15 protein-coding genes and 1 pseudogene are annotated in these 20,698 nt (G+C 68.2%); 6 read left to right on the forward strand and 10 right to left on the reverse strand.

The annotated features are described in order from the left end of the window. Positions 1 to 10: 10 nt before the first annotated feature. The 3 genes from OYT95_RS11550 to OYT95_RS11560 are packed head-to-tail and all read right to left on the reverse strand — an operon-like array spanning position 11 to position 4,553. A complete protein-coding gene (locus OYT95_RS11550; protein ID WP_112301126.1) occupies positions 11 to 994 on the reverse strand; it encodes an antibiotic biosynthesis monooxygenase in 984 nt (327 codons plus the stop codon). Between the two features lie 17 nt (positions 995 to 1,011). Further along, positions 1,012 to 3,729: a molybdopterin-dependent oxidoreductase gene (locus tag OYT95_RS11555; protein WP_268791514.1), complete on the reverse strand. Its 2,718-nt coding sequence runs from the start codon at positions 3,727 to 3,729 to the stop codon at positions 1,012 to 1,014. Beyond that, on the reverse strand, positions 3,726 to 4,553 hold the full coding sequence (locus tag OYT95_RS11560) for an FAD binding domain-containing protein (protein ID WP_268791515.1): 828 nt from the start codon (positions 4,551 to 4,553) through the stop codon (positions 3,726 to 3,728). Before OYT95_RS11560 ends, OYT95_RS11555 begins: the two co-directional genes overlap by 4 nt. A 216-nt stretch (positions 4,554 to 4,769) precedes the next feature. On the opposite strand from OYT95_RS11560, the gene OYT95_RS11565 reads away from it, so the two are divergent. Further along, the gene (locus OYT95_RS11565; RefSeq protein ID WP_037234471.1) at positions 4,770 to 6,266 is read left to right on the forward strand and encodes an acetyl-coenzyme A carboxylase carboxyl transferase subunits beta/alpha; all 1,497 of its coding nucleotides are present in this window, start codon (positions 4,770 to 4,772) and stop codon (positions 6,264 to 6,266) included. Between the two features lie 159 nt (positions 6,267 to 6,425). Here OYT95_RS11565 and asnB read toward each other — a convergent pair whose 3' ends face one another. The 3 genes from asnB to OYT95_RS11580 all read right to left on the reverse strand — a co-directional run bounded on the left by asnB (position 6,426) and on the right by OYT95_RS11580 (position 10,644). After that, positions 6,426 to 8,267 (reverse strand): asparagine synthase (glutamine-hydrolyzing), encoded by a 1,842-nt coding sequence (asnB, locus tag OYT95_RS11570; RefSeq protein WP_268791516.1) that lies wholly within the window; start codon positions 8,265 to 8,267, stop codon positions 6,426 to 6,428. A gap of 173 nt (positions 8,268 to 8,440) precedes the next feature. After that, a complete protein-coding gene (locus tag OYT95_RS11575; RefSeq protein ID WP_268791517.1) occupies positions 8,441 to 9,910 on the reverse strand; it encodes an HNH endonuclease signature motif containing protein in 1,470 nt (489 codons plus the stop codon). A 59-nt stretch (positions 9,911 to 9,969) separates the two neighbouring features. Continuing rightward, entirely contained in the window at positions 9,970 to 10,644 is a 675-nt protein-coding gene (locus OYT95_RS11580; RefSeq protein WP_268791518.1) for a GOLPH3/VPS74 family protein, read from the reverse strand. A gap of 146 nt (positions 10,645 to 10,790) precedes the next feature. On the opposite strand from OYT95_RS11580, the gene OYT95_RS11585 reads away from it, so the two are divergent. Continuing rightward, positions 10,791 to 11,828: an alpha/beta hydrolase gene (locus OYT95_RS11585; protein ID WP_268791519.1), complete on the forward strand. Its 1,038-nt coding sequence runs from the start codon at positions 10,791 to 10,793 to the stop codon at positions 11,826 to 11,828. A gap of 142 nt (positions 11,829 to 11,970) precedes the next feature. After that, positions 11,971 to 13,905: a propionyl-CoA synthetase gene (locus OYT95_RS11590; RefSeq protein ID WP_268791520.1), complete on the forward strand. Its 1,935-nt coding sequence runs from the start codon at positions 11,971 to 11,973 to the stop codon at positions 13,903 to 13,905. A 4-nt stretch (positions 13,906 to 13,909) separates the two neighbouring features. On the opposite strand, the gene OYT95_RS11595 is transcribed toward OYT95_RS11590, so the two are convergent. After that, entirely contained in the window at positions 13,910 to 14,497 is a 588-nt protein-coding gene (locus tag OYT95_RS11595; RefSeq protein WP_112301135.1) for a TetR/AcrR family transcriptional regulator, read from the reverse strand. A 97-nt stretch (positions 14,498 to 14,594) separates the two neighbouring features. On the opposite strand from OYT95_RS11595, the pseudogene OYT95_RS11600 reads away from it, so the two are divergent. Continuing rightward, positions 14,595 to 15,817, forward strand: a pseudogene (locus tag OYT95_RS11600) (MFS transporter). A gap of 21 nt (positions 15,818 to 15,838) precedes the next feature. Here the strand turns inward: OYT95_RS11600 and OYT95_RS11605 are convergent. Further along, the gene (locus OYT95_RS11605; protein WP_268791522.1) at positions 15,839 to 17,179 is read right to left on the reverse strand and encodes a cryptochrome/photolyase family protein; all 1,341 of its coding nucleotides are present in this window, start codon (positions 17,177 to 17,179) and stop codon (positions 15,839 to 15,841) included. Positions 17,180 to 17,208: 29 nt separating this feature from the next. Then, positions 17,209 to 18,126 carry a mechanosensitive ion channel family protein gene (locus OYT95_RS11610; protein ID WP_037234496.1) on the reverse strand — a complete coding sequence of 306 codons (918 nt, stop codon included), beginning with the start codon at positions 18,124 to 18,126 and terminating at the stop codon, positions 17,209 to 17,211. Between the two features lie 82 nt (positions 18,127 to 18,208). Here OYT95_RS11610 and OYT95_RS11615 point away from each other — a divergent pair, with 82 nt between their 5' ends. Both OYT95_RS11615 and OYT95_RS11620 read left to right on the forward strand, forming a co-directional pair. Continuing rightward, complete coding sequence (locus OYT95_RS11615) at positions 18,209 to 18,925, forward strand: response regulator transcription factor (RefSeq protein WP_037234498.1); 717 nt, start codon at positions 18,209 to 18,211, stop codon at positions 18,923 to 18,925. Then, positions 18,922 to 20,286, forward strand: a complete 1,365-nt coding sequence (locus OYT95_RS11620; protein ID WP_037234500.1) for a sensor histidine kinase — start codon at positions 18,922 to 18,924, stop codon at positions 20,284 to 20,286. The genes OYT95_RS11615 and OYT95_RS11620 overlap by 4 nt, the downstream gene beginning before the upstream one ends. 30 nt (positions 20,287 to 20,316) lie before the next feature. Here OYT95_RS11620 and OYT95_RS11625 read toward each other — a convergent pair whose 3' ends face one another. Next, positions 20,317 to 20,679, reverse strand: coding sequence for an FKBP-type peptidyl-prolyl cis-trans isomerase (locus OYT95_RS11625; RefSeq protein ID WP_005244090.1), 363 nt, complete (start codon positions 20,677 to 20,679; stop codon positions 20,317 to 20,319). Positions 20,680 to 20,698: the final 19 nt, after the last annotated feature.

The following is a 20,698-nucleotide window of genomic DNA, read 5'->3' on the forward strand; positions in this document are numbered from 1 at the left end:
TTCTTTCTTCTCAGGGCAGGGTCCAGAACTGGCGGGTCACCAGGTAGAAGACGATGACCCAGAACACCATAACCCCGGCGACGATCGCGATCCCTCGACGGTTCGTTCTCGCTACCGGAACGTCCAGGGGCGGTCGCAGCCAACGCCCCAGCACACGGTTGACGTAGTACGGCATCGTCACGAAGCTCATGATGAAGCTGGACAGCAGGTTTCCGACGAGCAGACCGAGCCACAGTGGCATCTTCAGCGGCGACAGCGCGAGGGTGAGAATCACGACGGTGGGATAGAGACCGACCCACACCGCGATCGACGTCTTGGTTTCGGACGGCGGCGGCGCCTCGTTGCCGTTCTCGTCGAACGCGAACCAGCTCCCGAAGGAGTTGTCGATGGTGCGCAGTTCGAAATCGTGGAACTTCTCGCCCTCGGCGAGGAGTTCCTGACGCTTCGTCGACGTGAGCCACCTGTCGAGGTCGGCCGCGTTGTCGTAGCGGTACAGCGCGGTCCATTCGTCCTGGACGCCCTCGATGGGGCGGAAGAGTTCGCTCCCGCGGAAGCCGTCGAACTTGCTCTCTTCCACTCGCAGTCGATCCTGCCACGCGAGGAAGTCGTCGACGTGCTCCGGACCGACACGGTGCGTCACGACGACCGTCACCAGCGGATCCGACTCGCGCGTCCCCCCGCTGATGACCTGCTGGGTGGCGGGACCGTCGAAGTACTGCTGCCCCTGGTCCAGGCGGCCCTGCCGGGTGGCGCTGTTGATCCAGGCCTGCACGTGGGCGACGGAATCGAAGCGGTACACCACGACCCAGTCGGGTTGCACGGCGGTGGGCGCCGAGATCTCGGCGCCCAGAAAACCCGGGTAGTGGGACGCGGCGGTGTTCATGTCCTGCTGCCAGGCCTCGAAGGCCTCCTCGGATCCGGCGCGCACCTTCTGGCCGATGATGACCGTCGCGGCGTTGCCGGTGGATTTCTCGGTGGGCTTTTCGGTGTCCATCGCCCTCTCCTCACGGCTCAGGTCGTCGGAACCGATCGGTTCTCGCCGATTCGGTGGTAGATCCGCTCGGGGGTGAGCGGCAACGCGCGGAAACGCACACCGGTCGCGTCTTCCAGCGCGTTGGCCAGCGCAGGTGCCACCGGGTTGATGCAGCACTCCGCCATTCCCTTCGCACGCATCGGTCCGACGGAGTCCGCCGAATCGACCAGCAGCACTTCGGTACGGGGAATGTCGGCGTAGGTGGGGATGCGGTAGTTGCGCAGGTTGGGGTTGATCATCACGCCGTTGTCGTCGACGCGGAAGTTCTCGGTCAACGCGAATCCGATGCCCTGGGCGACGCCGCCCTCGATCTGGCCGCGGACCTGCACCGGGTTGATGATGACCCCGGCGTCCGTGGCATGGACGCTGTAGAGGATGCGGATCTCGCCCGTCACCCGGTGGACGGCGATGCGGAAACCGTGGGTGTTGGAGACGACGCTGCGCGGCGACCCGTACGCCTTGCGCGCCTCGGTGAACCGGATGCCGCGGCGGCGGGCGGCGTCGAGGAGTTCGGTCAGCGGCACGTGCGTGCCGTCGCAGAGCACCCCGTCGTCGTCCATCGCGCAGAACGCCACGTCGACCCCGATGTGCGCCGCGGCGAACGCCAGGATGCGGTCGCGCAGGGCCTCCGACGCCCGCGACACGGCGTTGCCTGCGACGAAGAGGCCCGCGCTCGCGAACGCCCCCGTGTCGAAACCCGTCCGGTCGGTGTCGGACTGCACGAGACGCACCCGCGACGGCGTGGTACCGAGATGGGTGGCCGCGATCTGCACGTGCGCGGTCGACGTCCCCTCACCGAATTCGACGGTACCGACGGCGAGTTCGTACACGCCGTCGTCGCCGAGCGTCGCCCACGCCTCCGAGATGTGTTCGGTCGGGGGCGCCGTCTCGTGGAGCGAACTCGCGGTGCCCTCGCCGACGAGCCAGTCTTCGCCCAGCACCTGCCCGTTCCCGGTCCGCCTCAGTGCGGCGTCGACGAGATCGATGCACTGCCCGAGCCCGTCCTCCTCGAACACGACGTCGTCGGGACCGTCCTCGATTGCCACGAGTGAGTCCCCGGGGCGGACGATGTTGCGGCGCCGCAACTCGAGCGGGTCGATGTCGAGTGCGACCGCCAGCTCGTGCATGGCGGATTCGACCGCGAAGGCGGGCTGGGTCATGCCGTACCCGCGCAGCGCTCCGCTGGGCACGCTGTTCGTGTAGACGGAGTACGCATCGAACTTCTTGTTCAGACACCGGTAGGCCGAGATGGCGGCTCCGGCGGCGAACAATGTTTCGCCCCCGTGGTTGCCGTACGCGCCCGTGTTCGACACGTTGCGCACCTGGAACGCCGTGAGTGTGCCGTCGGCCCGGGCGCCGAGCGTGATGGTCAGCTTCATCGGGTGACGCGGCGACGCCGTCGTGAATTCCTCTTCCCGGGTGAACTCGAAGCAGACGGGCCGGCCCGTGTCGAGGGTGGCGAGCGCGACCAGATCCTCCGAGATCACCTCCTGCTTGCCGCCGAAACCTCCTCCGACGCGCATGCAGAACACGCGCAACTGGTCGGGACGCAGGTCGAACAGGTGGGCCAGCTTGACCTTGGCGATCGACGGCGACTGCGAGCTCGTGCGCACGTGCAGCCGGCCATCCTCCATCCAGGCGATCGACCCGTGCGTCTCGAGATGCGCGTGCTGCACGCGCGGGGTGAAATAGGTGCCCTCGTGGATCACGTCGGCCTCGGCGAACCCCGCCTCGACGTCGCCCACCTCCCCGTGGAGTTCGAGCAGGATGTTGTGCACGGGATCGCGGACGAACGGGTCGTCCGAACCGTGCAGCTGTGGTGCGCCGTCGGCCATCGCCTCCTCAGGGTCGAACACCGCAGGCAACACGTCGTATTCGACGACCACCGCGCGACAGCCCTCCTCCGCGGCGCCGACCGTGTCCGCCAGCACCGCGACCACTCGCTGGCCGGCGAAGCGGACCCTGTCGTCGAGGATGTACGTGTCGTCGGGGTCGACGAGGTGATCGGTGTGGATCGCGGTCGTGAACCGCTTCCGGGGCACGTCCTCCCACGTGTACACGCGGTGCACGCCGGGGACGGCGAGCGCCGCCGTCTTGTCGATCGACACGATGCGGGCGTGGGCGTGCGGGGAATGCAGCACCTTGAGGTGCAGCATGCCCTCGATCTCGGTGTCCATCGTGAACTCGGCGCGGCCGGTGACCACATCGGTGGCCGCGGGCGCCCCGACGCTGGTGCCGACCGCGCGACCCGGCTCGGCGACCTCCACCCCGGCGACACCGTTCACGGCATCCTCGATGGCCCGATAGCCGGTGCAGCGGCAGAGATTGCCTTTCAGCGCGCGCGGCAGGTCCTCTTTCTGCGCGTCCGTGAACGTCGCCGAGGTCATGATCATGCCCGCGGTGCAGAAGCCGCACTGGAACCCGGGGGCGTCCCGGAACTGCCGCTGCAGCGGATGCAGGTCGTCCGGCGAACCGAGGCCCTCGATCGTCGTCACCTCCCGCCCCTCGGCGCGGAATGCGGGCGTGATGCAACTGTGCACGGGATCGCCGTCGAGCCACACCGTGCAGGCTCCGCAATCACCTGCGTCGCAACCCTTCTTGACGCCGTGATGACCGAGCGAGCGCACGAACGTGCGCAGGCACTGGCCGGGATTCGGCTCCGCGTCGAACGCCCTGCCGTTCACGGTGTACGTCATCGCCGGTCTCCTGCCACGAGCTCGGTCCGGATCTCCTCGGCGAAATGCTTCGCCAGGTGGCGACGGTGGTCGGGGCTGCCGTTGGGGTCGTCGAACCACACGTCCTCGGGCAGCGCGTCGATGCGCTGCTGCAGCGCCTCGGCGGCGGGTACGGCGTCGAACGCGAAACGGATCGGACGCGTCGTGCCCGCCGTGATCGTGAGCAGCAGGTCGTCGCCGTCGGGCGACCGGGTGCCGATCATGAACAGGGTGGACCGGCCCAGGTGCGTCAGCGTGAAGCGGCGGTGCGCGTGACGCTTGCGCAGGGCGCGGACGGGGATGTCGATGCGCCGCAGGATCTCACCCGGCGTGAGCACGTTCTCGTGGTTGCCCGTCACGAAGTCGGCGGCGTCGACGGTGCGCTCGGACCCGTCGGCCGCCCACAGCGTGTACGTCGCCTCCAGCGCGACGGTCATCGTGATCATCGGGCCTGCGGGCAACGACATGCAGATGTTGCCGCCCACCGTCGCCGAATTCCAGATCTTGAACGATGCCAGGAACGCCTCGCAACTCGTTGCGAACAACGAGGCGGCGCTCCAGTCGTCCGGTGGCGCAAGCGCATACAACTCACGGACGGTGCACGTCGCTCCGATCTCGAGGCCGGCATCGCTCGGCACCAGGGTGTCCCAGCCGAGCGCCGTGAGATCGACGAGACGGCGCAGGTCGGGCTGCTGATCGGAGAACAGCCACGTTCCGCCTGCCAGCCAGGCGTCACCTTCCCGCCACTGCGCACCCGGCCGGTCGGGTGGGCGCCGAACGACATCGGTGATGGTGTTGAGGTCCATATGACTGCTCCACTCGGGAAATGTGTCGTCGTTCTCGTACCCGGCCTGCGTCAACCCATCTGACTTTAGACACCGCGACGGCGGTCTCGGTGTCGATTGCCGGGTTCCACCCGGTCGCTGTTTGCCGTGTTCCGGCCGTGCAGGCGACCGCGTGGGCGACCGTCACCCGCCGTAGCAGACATCTGCTGCCCCGGCCCGACCGCTACTCTCAGGGCCATGGCCGCCAAGATCTCCGCCCACGACGTGCTCGAGCTGGTACTGGACGCAGGCAGCTTCGTCTCCTGGGACACCACGCCCGTCGATGCGCGGCCGAACGAGAAGTACCGCGCCGACCTGCAGAAGGCCGCCGAGAAGTCGGGTGTCGACGAATCGGTGATCACGGGCGTCGGCACCGTCCGCGGGCGCCCGGTCGCGGTGATCGCGTGCGAGTTCGCGTTCCTGGCCGGTTCGATCGGCGTGGCCGCCGCCGAGCGGATCGTCTCCGCCATCGAACGCGCCACCCGTGAGGGTCTCCCCCTGCTCGCCTCACCCACGTCGGGGGGCACGCGCATGCAGGAGGGCACCGTCGCGTTCGTGCAGATGGTGAAGATCGCGGCGGCCGTCGCCACCCACAAGGCCGCCCATCTCCCCTATCTCGTGTATCTGCGGAACCCGACCACCGGCGGTGTCTTCGCGTCCTGGGGTTCCCTCGGGCACATCACCGTGGCCGAGCCCGGCGCACTCGTGGGGTTCCTCGGACCCCGCGTCTACGAGGCGCTGTACGGCGAGAAGTTCCCCGAGGGCGTGCAGACGTCCGAAAACCTGTACCGCAACGGCGTCATCGACGGCGTCGTCCCCGCCACGCGCCTGCGCCGGCTCGTCCATCGGGCGTTGCGGGTGCTGATCGATCCGCCGACGTCGACCGCCGTCACCGAACCGGCGCCGCCGGCCGTCGACATCCCCGACGTGCCCGCGTGGCAGTCGGTGATGCTGTCGCGGCGCGCCGACCGGCCCGGGATCCGGCACCTGCTGCGGCACGCGGCCACCGAGCAGGTGCCCCTCAGCGGCACCGGCCAGGGTGAAACCGAGGGGACGGTGCTGCTGTCGCTGGCCCGTTTCCGGGGCGCGCCGTGCGTGCTGCTGGGCCAGGACCGCGCCGGACAGTCGGCGCTGAACACGATGGGGCCCGCCGCACTCCGCGAGGCGCGCCGCGGCATGCGGTTGGCCGAGGAGTTGCAGATCCCCCTGGTCCTGGTGATCGACACCCTCGGTGCCGCGCTGTCGCAGGAGGCGGAGGAACGCGGACTGGCCCCCGAGATCGCCCGATGCATCTCCGACCTCGTGACGTTGAAGACGCCGACCGTGTCCGTTCTGCTCGGTCAGGGCACGGGCGGCGGGGCGCTGGCCTTCCTCCCCGCCGACCGCGTGCTCGCCGCGCAGAACGGGTGGCTGGCCCCGCTTCCCCCCGAAGGCGCCAGCGCGATCGTCCACCGCGACACCTCGCACGCCCCCGAGATGGCGGCCGCGCAGGGCATCCGTTCGCTCGACCTGTTGCGCGACGGTGTCATCGACGCCATCATCCCCGAGCATCCGGACGCCGCCGACGAGGCCGTCGATTTCTCCAAGCGGGTCGGCGAGGCCATCTCCCGGGAACTCCGTGCCCTGACCGGGGTTCCCGAGAGCGAACGCTTCGCGGCCCGGCTCGCCCGCTACCGGAACCTCGGCCTGGATTAGGGTGTGTCTCCCAGTCTCTCTCGGATGCGCCTGGCGAAGCAATCGTCGTCCGGCAAGGCGGAGGAGAAGCCGATACCGCTGTTGTATCGGCGCCGACGACAACGAAGCAGGGCGGCGATTGGGCGCCGGGAGCGCCGAATGGGGATTGGGAGACATACCCTATGACAGTTTGATCGTCGGGTTGTACATGTCCATCCACAGCGCGAGGTCGAGCGTGCGCTCGAGTCCGCGACGCGACACCTGACTGATCTGCGGGGTGTCGACGGACACCGCCCGGGACAACCAGTCCGCACTGACCAGGCCGAAGACCGGGTGCGAGGGGTCGCTGAGCAGGTCCTTACCGTGCTGCTGCAACGCCACCGCGTACTTCGGGTCCTGGGTGGACGGGTACGGCGACTTGACCCGGTCGATCACCGACTGCGGCAGCACATCCCTGGTCGCCGCCCGCAGCAACGATTTCTCCTTGCCGTCGAACGTCTTCAGCGACCACGGCGTGTTGTAGACGTACTCGACCAGCCGGTGATCACAGAACGGCACCCGGACCTCCAGTCCGACGGCCATGCTCGCGCGGTCCTTGCGGTCGAGCAGGACCCGGACGAAACGCGTCAGATGCAGGTAGCAGATCTTGCGCATCCGCCATTCGAAGTCGGATTCGCCGTCCAGCCGATCGATCCCGGCCACCGCTGCGTCGTACGAGTCCTGCACGTAGTCGTCCATGTTCAGCCCCGCCGTCACCTCCGGGGTGAAGATGTTGCTCTCGTCGCCGAAGTGCTCGGCGAACTGCACGAGCCACGGGAAGGTGTTCGCCTGCTGCGCCTTCGGGTCGAAGAACTGCTTGTACCCGCCGAACACCTCGTCGGCCGACTCACCGGACAGCGCCACCGTGGAGTGCTGCCGGATCGCCTTGAACAGCAGATACAGCGACGCGTCCATGTCGCCGAGGCCCATGGGAATGTCTCGTGCCCGGATGACCTTCGCGCGCACGGCGGGGTCGGCCAGTGCGTCGGAGTCGAGGACGATGTCCTGGTGCGCGGTCCCGGATCGCCGGGCCACGTCGTGCACGTACGGAGTGTCCGGGGTGCCCCGCAGTTCGTCCGCGACGAAATGTTCGGTCTGACCGACGAAGTCGACGGCGAACGTGCGAACCGTCTCGCCCACCTCCGCGAGCTGCTCGGCGGCGATGCCGGTCATCGCGGACGAGTCGAGTCCACCGGACAGCAGGGTGCAGCGCGGCACGTCGGCGACCAGTTGCCTGCGCACGATATCGTCGAGGAGTTCGCGGACGTGCGCGACGGAGGTGTCCCGGTCGTCGGTGTGCGGGCGGGTCTGCAGGGTCCAGTACCGGTGCGTCCGCAGTCCGGTGCGGGAAACGGTGACCACCGTGCCCGGCTCCACCTCACGCATGCCCTCCCACACCGCATGGCCCGGTGTCTTCACGAACGCGAACAACTCCCGGATCCCATCCATCGTGACGGTCGACTCGGCGATCGGATTGGCAAGGATCGCTTTCGGTTCCGAACCGAACAGGACGCCGTCTCGGGTCTCGTAGTAGTAGAACGGCTTGATACCCATCCGGTCGCGGATCATCACGAGTGCGTCGGTCCGCGAATCCCAGATGGCGAACGCGTACATGCCGTTGAGCCGCTCCGCGACGGCCTCTCCCCATTCCAGGTATCCGTGGAGCACCACCTCGGTGTCGGAGTCCGTGGCGAACCGGTGACCGCGCCCGTACAGCTCTTCGCGCAGTTCACCAAAGTTGTACACCTCACCGGAGTAGACCATCGCAACGGTCCCGCCGGGAGTGTCCACGCTCATCGGCTGATGCCCACCCGGCAGATCGATGATCGCGAGCCTTCGATGCCCGAGCGCGGCGTGTTCGACGACCCACGTACCGCGATCGTCCGGCCCCCGGCAGTTCATCGTCTCGGCCATGGCATCCACGGTGGACTGCTCGACGCGTAGATCGCGTTCGAACGAGATCCATCCGGCGATTCCGCACATGTGTTCCTCCGGCTGTCGCTGGCGCTCTTCCTTCAGCGCATGGTCAGTTGCGAGGCGGCGAACCGAGTCCGAACCGTAGCAATCACATGGACAGTTCTTTACTCTTGCTAACCACCTATATTCCACGGTAACCCTTTTCGGCGCGCAGGCGGTGGGCCCGGAAACACCGCCCGTCAGAACGGCGCGGGTTCGTCGGGTGCGCCGGTGCCGGACGACCGGTTGGGCGTCGCACGCCTGTGCCGTACCGCATCCAGGTGCGCCTGCCGTCGGCGGCGCTCCGCCCGGATCCGGGCAGCCCTGTTCTGCGCACGGGTGCGGCGGCGGGCCGCGACGGCCGCATGGTCACTTCCGGCAGCATGGTCACTTCCGACGCCCACAAGCCCCGACGACCGCGGTCGGTACCGGTGACCGGTGGGCGCCACCAACTCGATTCCACCATCGGCGGTCACCGCCCAATGTCCGGAATGTTTGAGCCGGTGATGATTTCGACAGAAGGCGGTCATGTTCCCGGCCACCGTCGGACCTCCGGTCGCGGGATCGGAGTGGTCGAACGGCCGATGATGATCGAGGTCCGTGTTCCATGCCGCCACATCGCAGTGCAACCATTCACACCCGCCGGCCAGCACCCGCATCCAGGTGTCGAGCACGGCGCCTGGGCGGTACGTGGTCGGGAGGACAGAGCTCGGTGCCCGCACCGGTTCGACTTCCGCGTCGGCTGCGATCTCGCGTGCGTGCGCTGCGTCGACGATTCCGTAGCCGTCGAGGTAGGCCGGTTCGTCGCCGCCCGCGAGTGTGGCGTCGAGCATGATCAGGTGCACGAGAGGTTTGCGCGCCGTCGTCGCTAGGCGGGAATCCTGGCCGCAGTCGACCCGCCCACATTCGCAGTGCACGAACCCGGCCCCGTCGATGAGCGCGGACAATCCGTCGGCTCGTCTCTGTTCGTACGTTCGAAGGTCTTTCGGGCACACGGTATTTGCCAGTTCACGCAATCGCGCGTCGAATGCGCGACCCCGCACCGCAGGGATGGAACCCAGGATTCGGCACATGCCGTCCTCTGCCGCGCAGACTCCGACGAACCGGTCTGCCTGCGCCTTCTCCCGCTTGGCCCGCACCCCTGCCGGGTCGAGCCTTGCGATGATGCGGTTGGCGGCATTCGTCAGCCGGCGACCGGTCAACCCGGTTCCACCGGAGCGCGGTGGGGCCAGAACCTGTTCGAGGAGTTGATGTTCGACCTCGCCGATCCGGTCATCGCTGACGTTTGCCGTCGCGTCCTCGATCAGGCGCACACGGTACAGGTCGAGATCACCGCGCGCCATTGCCTCGCGTGTGGCGTGCAACCGGGTACGTAGCGACATGCCCAGGCCGATCAGCCGACCCGCCGCCGCTCGGCCCATGGTGAGCGCGGCACCGATCTCGGCCTCGACCACTTCGTGCGCGGTCGACGTCCACGCCCCGTCGGACTCGACCTCGGTAGTGCGGCGCACGAAGAGCTCGGCGATCACCGCCAGCTTCCGTTCGGCCACCACCGCTTCGCTGCGATGCAGGTCGGTCATCAACTCGACCAGACCCACATCGGATTCCCCGTCGGCGAGACAGCAGACCGTCTCGCGAACCCCCCGATCGAATACCCCCGTATCGAACATGTGTTCTATCCTAGCGAAATCCCTTGCGCTCCACAAGCCCCCGAAGAAGACGCCGCCGCCTACCCGCTCCCCGCGACGATGGCGGGCACGGTGGCGGCGACGATGATTGCGGCGTTGACCGCCTCGACCGATTTGCGCACGGCCTTTCCTGCCCAGTCCCCTTCGGCGATCTCCTTCGCCCGTTTCTTCACGGCGCGACGATCGGCGTCCGGGAACAGCTTCGGGGCCGCGTCGACCGCGGACAGGAGCGAGACGAGCGCGGCGGTGCGCGGCGTGGGGGTGACCCCGTCGAGGAGTGCGGCGCCCAGTTCGGACCGCAGCGCGCGTTCGTGGCTGCCGTCGACCTCCGGCCACCGCGTGGTCGGGAAGATGCCCAGCACCTTGCCCTTCTCCTCCCGAACCCATCCCGCGGCCACTATTCGTTTCGCGAGTTCGTCACGGAGGTTCTTGGCGAGCTTCTCGATGGCTGCTTCCGGTTTCATCGGCTTGGACGCACCGATGCGGTCGACGGCCCGCACGAGCAGCGGATCCTGCGGACGTGCTCCGTCCCGGACGACGAGACGCCCCTTCTTCACGTCCTCGGCGGGCTCGGCCGGGGTGACGACGTCACCCAGCGCCAGCTCCAGAAGAACGGCGCCTGCCAGGACGCGCGGCATCCGGGTCCCGTCGACGACGGGCTTCCCCGAAGCGTCGTCCAGCAGCAGTAACAGCAGGTCCTCGGCGAGCAGCGTCATGCTTCCACGATAGGGCGGGCGTCGCGGCGAAGTGGGGTGTCCCGTTCGGCCGCCCCGGGGAATGTTTGCCGGTTACCGTGAAGGGGAAATGTTCTGAGCACCACCGGACGGTTGTCGGGCACCGCAGTCAAGCACGAGGAGCGGCTATGAGCGCGATCGGACACTGTCGGGCACTCCTGGCGGTCGCCGTCGTTGCGTCGTCGGCCATGTTCGGTCAGGTGGCAGCGTCGTCGGCGGACGAGTGGCGAGCCCTTCCCGCCGACAAGCCGGCGTCGGCAGACGGATCCGTCCTCGACCACATCGAGGAGATCGACGACCGTCAGCTGAACATGTACGTCTACTCGGCGGCGATGGACAAAGTGATTCTCCTCGAGGTGATTCGCCCCGCCGACACGAGCGTGCCCCGGCCGACCCTGTACCTGCTCAACGGCGCCGGTGGTGGCGAGGATTCGGCAACCTGGCAGGCGAGGACCGACGTGGTCGACTTCTTCGCCGACAAGAACGTCAACGTCGTCACTCCTGTCGGCGGCGCGTACAGCTACTACACCGACTGGCAGAAGCCCGATCCCGTCCTCGGCGTGAACAAATGGACCACATTCCTCACCGAGGAACTTCCCCCGATCGTCGACGCCACACTCGGAACGAACGGTGAAAATGCCATCGCGGGCCTGTCGATGTCGGGTACGTCCGTCCTGAGCCTGGCGGAGGCCGCACCCTCTCTGTATCGCGCGGTCGGCGCGTTCAGCGGGTGCGCCGAGACGAGCACCAAACCAGGCCGGGACTACGTCACCTTCGTCGTCAGCTTCCGAGGCGGAGACGTCGAGAACATGTGGGGACCGCCCGACGACCCCGATTGGGTGGCCAACGACCCTGTCGTCAACGCCGAGAAGCTGCGCGGCATCGACTTGTACATCAGCAATGCCACCGGCCTGCCCGGCGTCCACGAGAATCTCAACGGCCCGGACATCAACGGCGATGTGGGCGTGCTGGCCAACCAGGTGATCATCGGCGGCATCATCGAGGCCGGAACCAACGAGTGCACCCATCGGCTGGCCGACCGGCTGAACGCCCTGGGAATCCCGGCCACGTTCGACTTCCGGCCCACCGGCACCCACTCGTGGGGCTACTGGCAGGACGACCTGCACAACTCCTGGCCGATGATCGCCGGTTCCCTCGGCCTCTGACCGATTCACGGCGCGACTCCGCTGGGCGACGAAAAACCACCGCCCAGCGCAGGCGTCCGCCCCGGCCGTCCGGACGGTGTCCCGAACACCCGACGTCGCATAGGGTGTTTCGGGTCACACGACGACGAGAGGACGTGCATCGATGAGCTCCCCGGGGACTCCGCCTTCGAGCGACAACCATGGTCAGAGCTACGCCGAGGTGTACCGCCGGAGCACCGACAGTCCCGAGGACTTCTGGCTCGCCGCCGCCGAGGCCGTGGAATGGGAGACGCCGCCGGCGCGGGCGCTCGACGATTCCGCCGCCCCGATGTACCGGTGGTTTCCGGATGCCTCGCTGAACACCTGCTTCAACGCTCTCGACCGGCACGTGCGGGACGGCAACGGGGATCGGGCGGCGTTGATCTACGACTCGGCGATGGCCCCCGATGCGTCCCGCACCTACACCTACGCAGAACTTCTCGGCGAGGTGTCCCGGTTCGCCGGCGTCCTGAAGGACCAGGGTGTGGTGGCCGGTGACCGGGTGATCGTCTACATGCCGATGATCCCCGAAGCGGCGATCGCGATGCTGGCCTGCGCCCGCATCGGTGCCGTGCACTCGGTGGTGTTCGGCGGCTTCGCCGCGAAGGAACTCGCGACCCGCATCGACGACGCCGGACCGGTGGTCCTGGTGACGGCATCGGGTGGCCTCGAGCCGGGGCGCACCGTCGACTACCTGCCGATGGTGGCGAAGGCGCTCGAGCTGTCCGGCACCCCTCCGCACACGGTGATCGTCAAGGACCGGGCGCAGATCCCGGGTTCGGCCGCCGACTACCAGGGTGGCGGGGCGGCGTGGTTCGACTGGGACACCCTGATGGCGGATGCGGCACCCGCGGAGCCGGTTCCGGTGGCCGCGACGGACCCGCTGTACATCCTCTACACGTCTGGCACCACCGGGAAGCCGAAGGGCGTGATCCGTGACAACGGTGGGCACGCCGTCGCGCTCACGTGGTCGATGCGCAACATCTACGACATCGGCCCGGGCGACGTGTGGTGGACCGCGTCCGACGTGGGCTGGGTGGTCGGGCACTCGTACATCGTCTACGGTCCGCTCCTGGCCGGTGCCACGTCCGTGCTCTACGAGGGCAAGCCGGTCGGAACCCCGGATGCGGGCGCGTTCTGGCGGGTGATCTCCGATCACGGTGTGTCCGCACTGTTCACCGCACCGACCGCGATCCGCGCCGTCCGCAAGGCCGATCCGGACGCGAAGGAGATCGAGAAGTACGACATCTCCTCCCTGAAGACGCTGTTCGCAGCGGGCGAGCGCCTCGACCCCGACACGTACGCGTGGGCCACCCGCGTCCTGGACCGTCCCGTCGTCGACCACTGGTGGCAGACCGAGACCGGCTGGGCGATCTGCGCCAACCTGCGCGGGCTCGAACCCATGCCGCTGAAGGCCGGCTCCCCCACCGTCCCGGTGCCCGGGTACCGGGTCGAGGTGGTCGACGCTGAGGGGAACGCGGTTCCGGCGGGGGCTGAGGGCAACATCGTGATCGGGCTGCCGCTGCCTCCGGGCACCCTCGCCGGGTTGTGGCGCGACCCGGAGCGGTACGTGCGGTCGTACCTCGCCACGTTCGACGGCTACTACCTGACCGGCGACTCCGGTTACATCGACGAGGACGGGTACGTGTACGTCCTCGGCCGCAGTGACGACGTCATCAACGTTGCCGGACATCGGCTTTCGACGGGCAGCATGGAGGCAGTGGTCGCGGGACACCCCGCGGTGGCCGAGTGCGCGGTGGTCGGGATCCGCGACGAACTCAAGGGCCAGCGGCCCAGCGGCTACGTCGTGCTCAAGGCCGGGGTCGAGATCGACCCGGAGACACTCCGCAACGAACTGGTCGCGATGGTGCGCGAGCAGATCGGCGCCGTCGCCACGTTCCGCGACGTGACGGTCGTGCAGGCGCTGCCCAAGACCCGCTCGGGCAAGATCCTGCGCAAGACGATGCGGCAGATCGCCGACCACGAGGAGTACACGGTGCCCTCCACCATCGAGGACATCGCCGTCCTCGACGCGCTGAAGAAGCAGTTGGGCGGCTGACCTCTCACACCCGGACGGCCGCGTCGAGTGCCTGATCCACCAGCACCTCGACGCGGTCCGCTGCGAGTGGGTCGAGGTCGAACAGGATGCGGTAGATGATCGGCGCCACGACATGGTCGATCACGTGCTCGACCACGCCCTGCACCGGCGAGCCGACCGGTTCGCCGCGCCCGAGGATCGCCTCGATCTGAGTGCGGCAGAACGTCGCGCACTTGAATTGATTGGTGCCGTCCTCGGACCTGACGGTGTCGCCGCTCATCACGACGTCGCGCAACGACGCCCGCCCCACCGGCGAGGACATCTCCTCGAGGTAGTCCTGCGCCCAGGCGACGAGGTCGCCTCGCACACTGCCGGTTTCACGCGGGGTCGCGTCGGGACGCAGTCGCTCGAGCGCGACGTCCGCGAACACTTCGGTGATGTCACCCCAGCGCCGGTAGATGGTCGACGGGGTGACACCGGCGTCGGCGGCGATCATCGGGACGGTGATGTCCGCTCGGTCGCGCTCGTCGAGAAGTTTGCGCGTGGACGCGTGCACCGCCTGCTGGATGCGGGCGCTGCGACCGCCGGGGCGTGGACCTGGAGCCGGACTCATACCCCCATGCTAACGCAAAGACGTTGCATTAAGAACGGTGACGGCGTAGCGTCCGTTAACGCAAACCTTTTGCATTAACGTTCTCCGGGAGTACGCCATGACGACGCTTGACGCGCCCGAAGCACCACCGACGTCTCGACCCGCACTGCGCCGCGGAGCCGCCTTCACGCTCGTCGCGGTCGTGATCGCCACCCTGCTCGGCGCGTCCGCCGCACCGACACCGCTGTACGAGGTGTACCAGGCGAACTGGGGCTTCTCGTCGCTGCAGTCGACGCTGGTCTTCGGCATCTACGCCGTGAGCCTGCTGCTGGCGCTGCTCACCGTCGGGTCGCTCTCGGACTACGTCGGCCGCCGACCCGTGCTGATCACGGCACTCGTGTTCGAAGCGGCCTCGATGATCATGTTCGCGACGGCCGAAGGCATCGGCCTCCTGCTGTTCGCCCGGGTGGTGCAGGGTTTCGCGACCGGCGCCGCGATCAGCGCGCTCGGTTCCACCCTCCTCGACCTCGAACGCACGCCCGGACGCGGCGCCACCGTCAACAGCATCGCGCCCACCGTCGGCCTCGCGCTGGGCGCCATCGGATCGAGCCTGATCAGCGAGCACCTTCCCCGGCCCACCAGCACCGTGTTCCTGGTGTTCTGCGCACTGTTCCTCGTCGAGATCCTCGGCATCTGGGCCGCACCCGAAACGGCGGTCCGGCAGAAGGGGGCTCTGGCATCGATGCGGCCGGCGCTCGCGGTCCCGTCCACCGCCCTGGGCATGCTCGTCCTCACGGGTCCCTGCCTGGTGGCCGTGTGGGCGCTGGGCGGCTTCTACCTGTCACTCGGACCTTCGCTCGCCCGCAACGCGCTCGACGTCCACACGTCGCTGGTCGGCGCGATCATGGTCGCGACGCTCACCGGGACCGGCGCACTCGCGGTGTTCCTGCTGCGGAACGTGGCGGCACGGCGCATCCTGTACGTCGGAGCCTCCGCCCTCGTCGCCGGGGTCGCCATCACCCTGATCGGCGCCGAAACATCCTCCGCGCTGTGGATTCTCGCGGGAACCGCGGTCGCGGGCATCGGGTTCGGCGCCGGCTTCCAGGGCACCATCCGCACCGTCATGCCGCTCGCCGAACCGCATGAGCGCGCGGGACTGCTCTCGAGCATCTACGTGATCGCCTACCTCGCCAACAGCGTTCCGGCACTGATCGCCGGATACCTCGTCGGGAAGGTCGGGCTCGTCGACACCACCCGCATCTACGGCGGACTCGTCATCGTCCTCGCCGCGGCAGCCTTCCTCGGGCTTCTCGTGCGCAAGCGCCTGTGAGTACTTATTAACCGCCCGCGGTTAACAAGTACTCACGGGGCCTTGATCTCACCGTAGCGGGCGAGGGCCTCCTGCCGTTCGTGGGCGTGGTCGACGATCGGCGGCGGATAGTCCTCGGGGCGGCCGTCTTTCAGAGCGTGAACAGCCTTCCCGGAGATGCCGCGCAGTTCGGGCACCCACCGGCGCACGTACTCGCCGTCGGGGTCGAACTTCTCGCCCTGCGTCGTCGGGTTGAACACCCGGAAGTACGGCGACGCGTCCGTCCCCGATCCCGCGGTCCACTGCCAGCCGTGCTGGTTGTTCGCCAGATCCCCGTCGACGAGCTGGTTCATGAAGTAGCGGGCACCCCGCCACCACGGCAGGTGCAGATCCTTGACGAAGAACGACGCGACGATCATCCGCACCCGATTGTGCATCCACGCTTCGGCTTTCAGCTGGCGCATCCCGGCGTCGACGATCGGGAACCCCGTCCGGCCCTCGCACCACGCCGTGTACGCCTCCTCTGCGTCGGGCCCGCTGTCGTAGCGGATGTGGTCGAAGCGGCGGTCATAGTTCTCGCGGGCACTGTCCGGACGCTGGAAGAGGATGTCGGCGTAGAAGTCCCGCCACGCGAGCTGCCGCCGGTACTGTTCGGCGCTCTTGCTGCGGCGGCGCGCGAGGTCGCGGAGCATCGTCCGCGGATGAATGTTGCCGTACTTCAGGTACACCGACATCCGGCTGGTCGCGTCGAGACCGGGACGATCCCGCGCATCCTCGTACCCGGCGAGGTCGTCCTCACAGAACTCCGCCCACCGCTGCAGCGCCGCCGCCTCACCCGCGGGGCACCCGTCGGATTCGGGTTCGGGGATCGTCACCCGCCGCGTCTTCACGTCACCCGGGTCCATCCACTCCACCGTCGCGGGCCCGGTGTCGATCGGCGCGCGCCACCCGTGTTCGAGCCACTGCCGGAAATACGGGGTGAACACGCGGTACGGCTCCCCGTCCGTCTTGGTCACCCGGCCGGGCGCCACGGCGTACGGCGAACCGGTGGCCACCAGATCGACGTGCTCGGCGACGGCGGCATCACGCTCGCGACCGTAGGGCCCGTAGTCCGCACTCACGTGCACTTCTTCGGCCGACACCTTCTCCGCGATCCTCGGAACCACGTCGACGGGATCGCCCTTCACCACCAGCAACCGGCCGTCGAGTTGGTCGTCCAGTGCGGCGAGACTGCGGAACAGGAAGTCCCGGCGAGCACCGCCCGATGCTGTCAGCAGCCGATCGTCGAGGACGAACAGCCCGAGCGCACGCGCCCCCGACTCGGCCACCGTGTGAAGCGTCGGCAGATCACCGAGCCGAAGGTCGCGCCGGAACCAGACGAGTGCGGTGTCCATACCTGTCACGGTAGCGAAGCGCGGGACGATCAGTTGGTGGAGCGAGCAGACGACAGCACCGACAGGTACGGCGCGTCGATGTCGTAGTGCTCGAACGCCGACAGCGCAGCGCGGGCGAACGTCCGCTGCACCGCCCACTGCCTGCCGGGCTTGGTCCGCGCGGTGATCCGCAGTGTGACCGATTCCGCGGTCACCGAGTTGACGCCCAGCAGTTCCGGGGGTTCGAGTACGTCGGCCGCGATCGTGTCGCCCTTGGCCGCCTCGGTGACGGCCTCCAGCGCCACCTCGCACGCCCGCTGCACGTTGGCGGCGTGCGCGATCGGCAGATCGACCACCGCGACCGCGTAACCCTGGCTCATGTTGCCGACGCGCACGATCTCACCGTTGCGGCAGTACCAGAGAGTGCCGTTGACGTCGCGGATCGTGGTGACCCGCAGACCCACCGTCTCGACAGTTCCCACGGCCTCGCCGAGGTCCACGACGTCCCCGACACCGTACTGGTCCTCGAGCAGCATGAAGATGCCCGACAGGAAGTCCCGGACGAGGTTCTGCGCACCGAAACCGAGTGCGACACCGATCACACCGGCGGACGCGATGAACGGCGCGACGTTGACGCCGAGGACGGCGAGGACCTGGAGCACCACCCAGATGAGCACCACGATCGACACGGTCGATTTGAGCACCGACCCGATCGTCCGGGCGCGTTGCGCGCGGCGCTCGTTGACCATCGCCTCCTTGACGCCGCGCGGGGCCCGTTCCCGCAGGGGACGGAGCATGGCCGGTTTGTCCGAAGGCTCCCGGGGCCGCGTCATCCGGTCGATCATCCGGTGCAACGCGAAACGCAGCACGAGCGCCAGGACGACGTAGGTCGCGATCTCGGCCGGCCGGTGAATCAGCCAGTCACGGTTGGTTTCGGTCAGTTCGAATGCCTGCAGCGAAGAAAACATCTCCAACGAGTGTACGGACGAGACACGCTCCCACAACTGCCATCCGCACGCTCGCGGGTCGCGCCCACGGCACAATGCAGGAGTGACCGTCACCGACTCAGCCAGTGTCCTCGTGGTCGACGACGACGAGGACGTGCGGACTTCCCTCGAACGCGGCCTGCGGCTGTCCGGATTCACCGTCCTCACCGCCGTCGACGGCGCCGACGCGCTCCGGGTGGTCAGCGAACAACGCCCGGACGCGATGGTGCTCGACATGAACATGCCGGTCATCGACGGCACCGGTGTCGTCACCGCGCTCCGCGCGATGAACAACGACATCCCGATCTGCGTGCTCAGCGCCCGCGACACCGTCGACGACCGCATCTCCGGACTGGAGTCGGGCGCCGACGACTACCTGGTCAAGCCGTTCGTCCTCGCCGAACTGATCGCTCGGATCCGGGCGATGCTGCGGCGGCACGGAACGACGGCCGCCGCGCCTGCCGGCTCGCCCGCGACCCCACCGATCCGCGTCGGTGCCCTGGAGATCCGGACGTCCGCGCGCAGGGTGTTCATGGCGGGCGAGGAGATCACGCTGACCAAACGGGAATTCGAACTCCTCGAGGTTCTCGCCCGCAACGTCGGCATCGTGCTGAGCCGTGAGCGGCTCCTCGAACTGGTGTGGGGGTACGACTTCGTCGCCGACACCAACGTGGTGGACGTCTTCGTCGGCTACCTGCGTCGCAAGTTCGAAGTCGGTGGTCAGCCGCGCATCCTGCACACGGTCCGCGGAGTCGGGTTCGTGCTCCGGGAACCGTCGTGAAACGGTCCTTCTCCCTCCGGACCCGCGTGGCCGCCGCGACCGCACTGGGGGCGACGATCATCGTCGTGGCGCTCGGCATCCTGGTGTCGCTGGCGATCAACCGGAACAACCTGTCGCAACTCGACCGGCGGCTGGAGACGGCGTCGGATGTCCTGGTTCCCAACGCTGCCACCGCGGGACTGTTCCTGGGGGCACTGGGCGACAAGGGTGCGTTCGCCATCACCATCCGTTCGGCCGACGGCAACACCGTGCTGGTCAGCACCCCCACCCAACTGCCCGAACTCGACCCGGGCCAGCAGACCGTCGAGGTGGGTGACACGAAGTACCGGGCGTACACCGCGACCGTGCCGCTCCTCGGCACCCGGATCTCCCTTGCCGTGCCGTACGCTGAAGCCCAAGACGTGACGTCGGAGCAGCAACGGCAGGTGGCGCTCGTCGGAGTGCTCGCCATCGCCGCGGCCAGCGGTCTCGGCTGGTTGTTCGGCGGTCGTGCCGTGCGCCCGCTGGTCGACCTGACCGGCCGCATCGTGCGCCGCGAACCGAAGCTGACGCCCACGACCTCCGGTGTCCGGGAGGCGGACGAACTGGCCTCCGCCGCGGAGTCGATGTTGCGCGACGTCGCGGAGGCGCAGGACGCGACCACCGCCGCGCTCGCCACCGCACGCGACTTCGCCGCCGTCTCGGCACACGAACTCCGGACCCCGCTCACCGCGATGCGCACCGACCTCGAGGTCCTCACCACTCTCGACCTGACGCCGGACCAGCAGCACGAGATCCTCCGCGACCTCGCCCGCTCACAGGGCCGGGTGGAATCGACGCTGTCCGACCTCGAGCGCCTCGCCCGCGGCGAACTGTCGACCGACAAGGACTTCGTGGACTGCGACCTCGTCGACATCAGCGACCTCGCCGCCGAGGAGGCGATGCGTCACAATCCGGGCCTGCAGGTGACCGTCGACGCGACCCCGGTGACGGTCCGGGGCATGCCCGGTGGGCTGCGTCTCACCTTGGACAACGCCATCAAGAACGCGGTCCGGCACGGCGCTGCCACCGCGGTGACGATCACGCTGAGAGCGGCCGACGGCATCACCACCGTCGTCGTCGACGACAACGGCTCGGGAGTGCCCGAGGCCGAACGGGCCGCGGTGTTCGAACGGTTCCACCGCGGTTCCAACGCGACGAAGAGCGGGTCGGGCCTCGGCCTCGCGCTCGTTGCGCAGCAGGCGGCACTGCACAACGGCAGCGCACGTTTCGAGGTCAGCCCGCTCGGTGGCGCACGCCTCGTCGTCGAACTCCACACCGACACCACACACCAGCCACCGAGAGCGGAACCACGGACAGCAGAAAGCCCCGCGTCACCCTGAGGTGATGCGGGGCTCTGGGTACTGCGGAGACTATTCCTTCACGTCGAGCAGGTCGATCATGAAGACCAGCGTCTTGCCGGACAGCTGATGTCCGGCGCCGGCGGGACCGTAGGCGAGCTCCGGCGGGATCGTGAGCTGACGACGTCCGCCCACCTTCATGCCGGGGATGCCGTCCTGCCAGCCCTTGATGAGGCCGCGCAGCGGGAACTGGATGGACTCGCCGCGGCTCCAGGAGGAGTCGAACTCCTCGCCGGACTCGAATTCGACGCCGACGTAGTGCACCTCGACGGTGCCCCCGGGGACGGCCTCTGCGCCGTCTCCGACCACCACGTCCTTGATGACCAGGTCGGTCGGGGCGGGTCCGTCTTGGAACTCGATCTCGGGCTTGGTCATATGTCCTCCTCGGTGAGGG

The sequence above is a fragment of the Rhodococcus sp. JS3073 genome (assembly GCF_026810085.1).
GTDB classification, from domain to species: Bacteria; Actinomycetota; Actinomycetes; order Mycobacteriales; family Mycobacteriaceae; genus Rhodococcus_F; species Rhodococcus_F wratislaviensis.

Excerpts from the sequence above, each read along its gene's own strand:
- OYT95_RS11565 (WP_037234471.1), top strand. The coding sequence starts at position 4,770 with ATGGCCGCCAAGATCTCCGCCCACGACGTGCTCGAGCTGGTACTGGAC.
- OYT95_RS11605 (WP_268791522.1), bottom strand. The coding sequence starts at position 17,179 with ATGGACACCGCACTCGTCTGGTTCCGGCGCGACCTTCGGCTCGGTGAT.
- OYT95_RS11610 (WP_037234496.1), bottom strand. The coding sequence starts at position 18,126 with ATGTTTTCTTCGCTGCAGGCATTCGAACTGACCGAAACCAACCGTGAC.
- OYT95_RS11625 (WP_005244090.1), bottom strand. The coding sequence starts at position 20,679 with ATGACCAAGCCCGAGATCGAGTTCCAAGACGGACCCGCCCCGACCGAC.
- OYT95_RS11580 (WP_268791518.1), bottom strand. The coding sequence starts at position 10,644 with ATGACGCTGCTCGCCGAGGACCTGCTGTTACTGCTGCTGGACGACGCT.
- OYT95_RS11555 (WP_268791514.1), bottom strand. The coding sequence starts at position 3,729 with ATGACGTACACCGTGAACGGCAGGGCGTTCGACGCGGAGCCGAATCCC.
- OYT95_RS11560 (WP_268791515.1), bottom strand. The coding sequence starts at position 4,553 with ATGGACCTCAACACCATCACCGATGTCGTTCGGCGCCCACCCGACCGG.
- OYT95_RS11585 (WP_268791519.1), top strand. The coding sequence starts at position 10,791 with ATGAGCGCGATCGGACACTGTCGGGCACTCCTGGCGGTCGCCGTCGTT.
- OYT95_RS11550 (WP_112301126.1), bottom strand. The coding sequence starts at position 994 with ATGGACACCGAAAAGCCCACCGAGAAATCCACCGGCAACGCCGCGACG.
- asnB (WP_268791516.1), bottom strand. The coding sequence starts at position 8,267 with ATGTGCGGAATCGCCGGATGGATCTCGTTCGAACGCGATCTACGCGTC.
- OYT95_RS11575 (WP_268791517.1), bottom strand. The coding sequence starts at position 9,910 with ATGTTCGATACGGGGGTATTCGATCGGGGGGTTCGCGAGACGGTCTGC.
- OYT95_RS11595 (WP_112301135.1), bottom strand. The coding sequence starts at position 14,497 with ATGAGTCCGGCTCCAGGTCCACGCCCCGGCGGTCGCAGCGCCCGCATC.
- OYT95_RS11590 (WP_268791520.1), top strand. The coding sequence starts at position 11,971 with ATGAGCTCCCCGGGGACTCCGCCTTCGAGCGACAACCATGGTCAGAGC.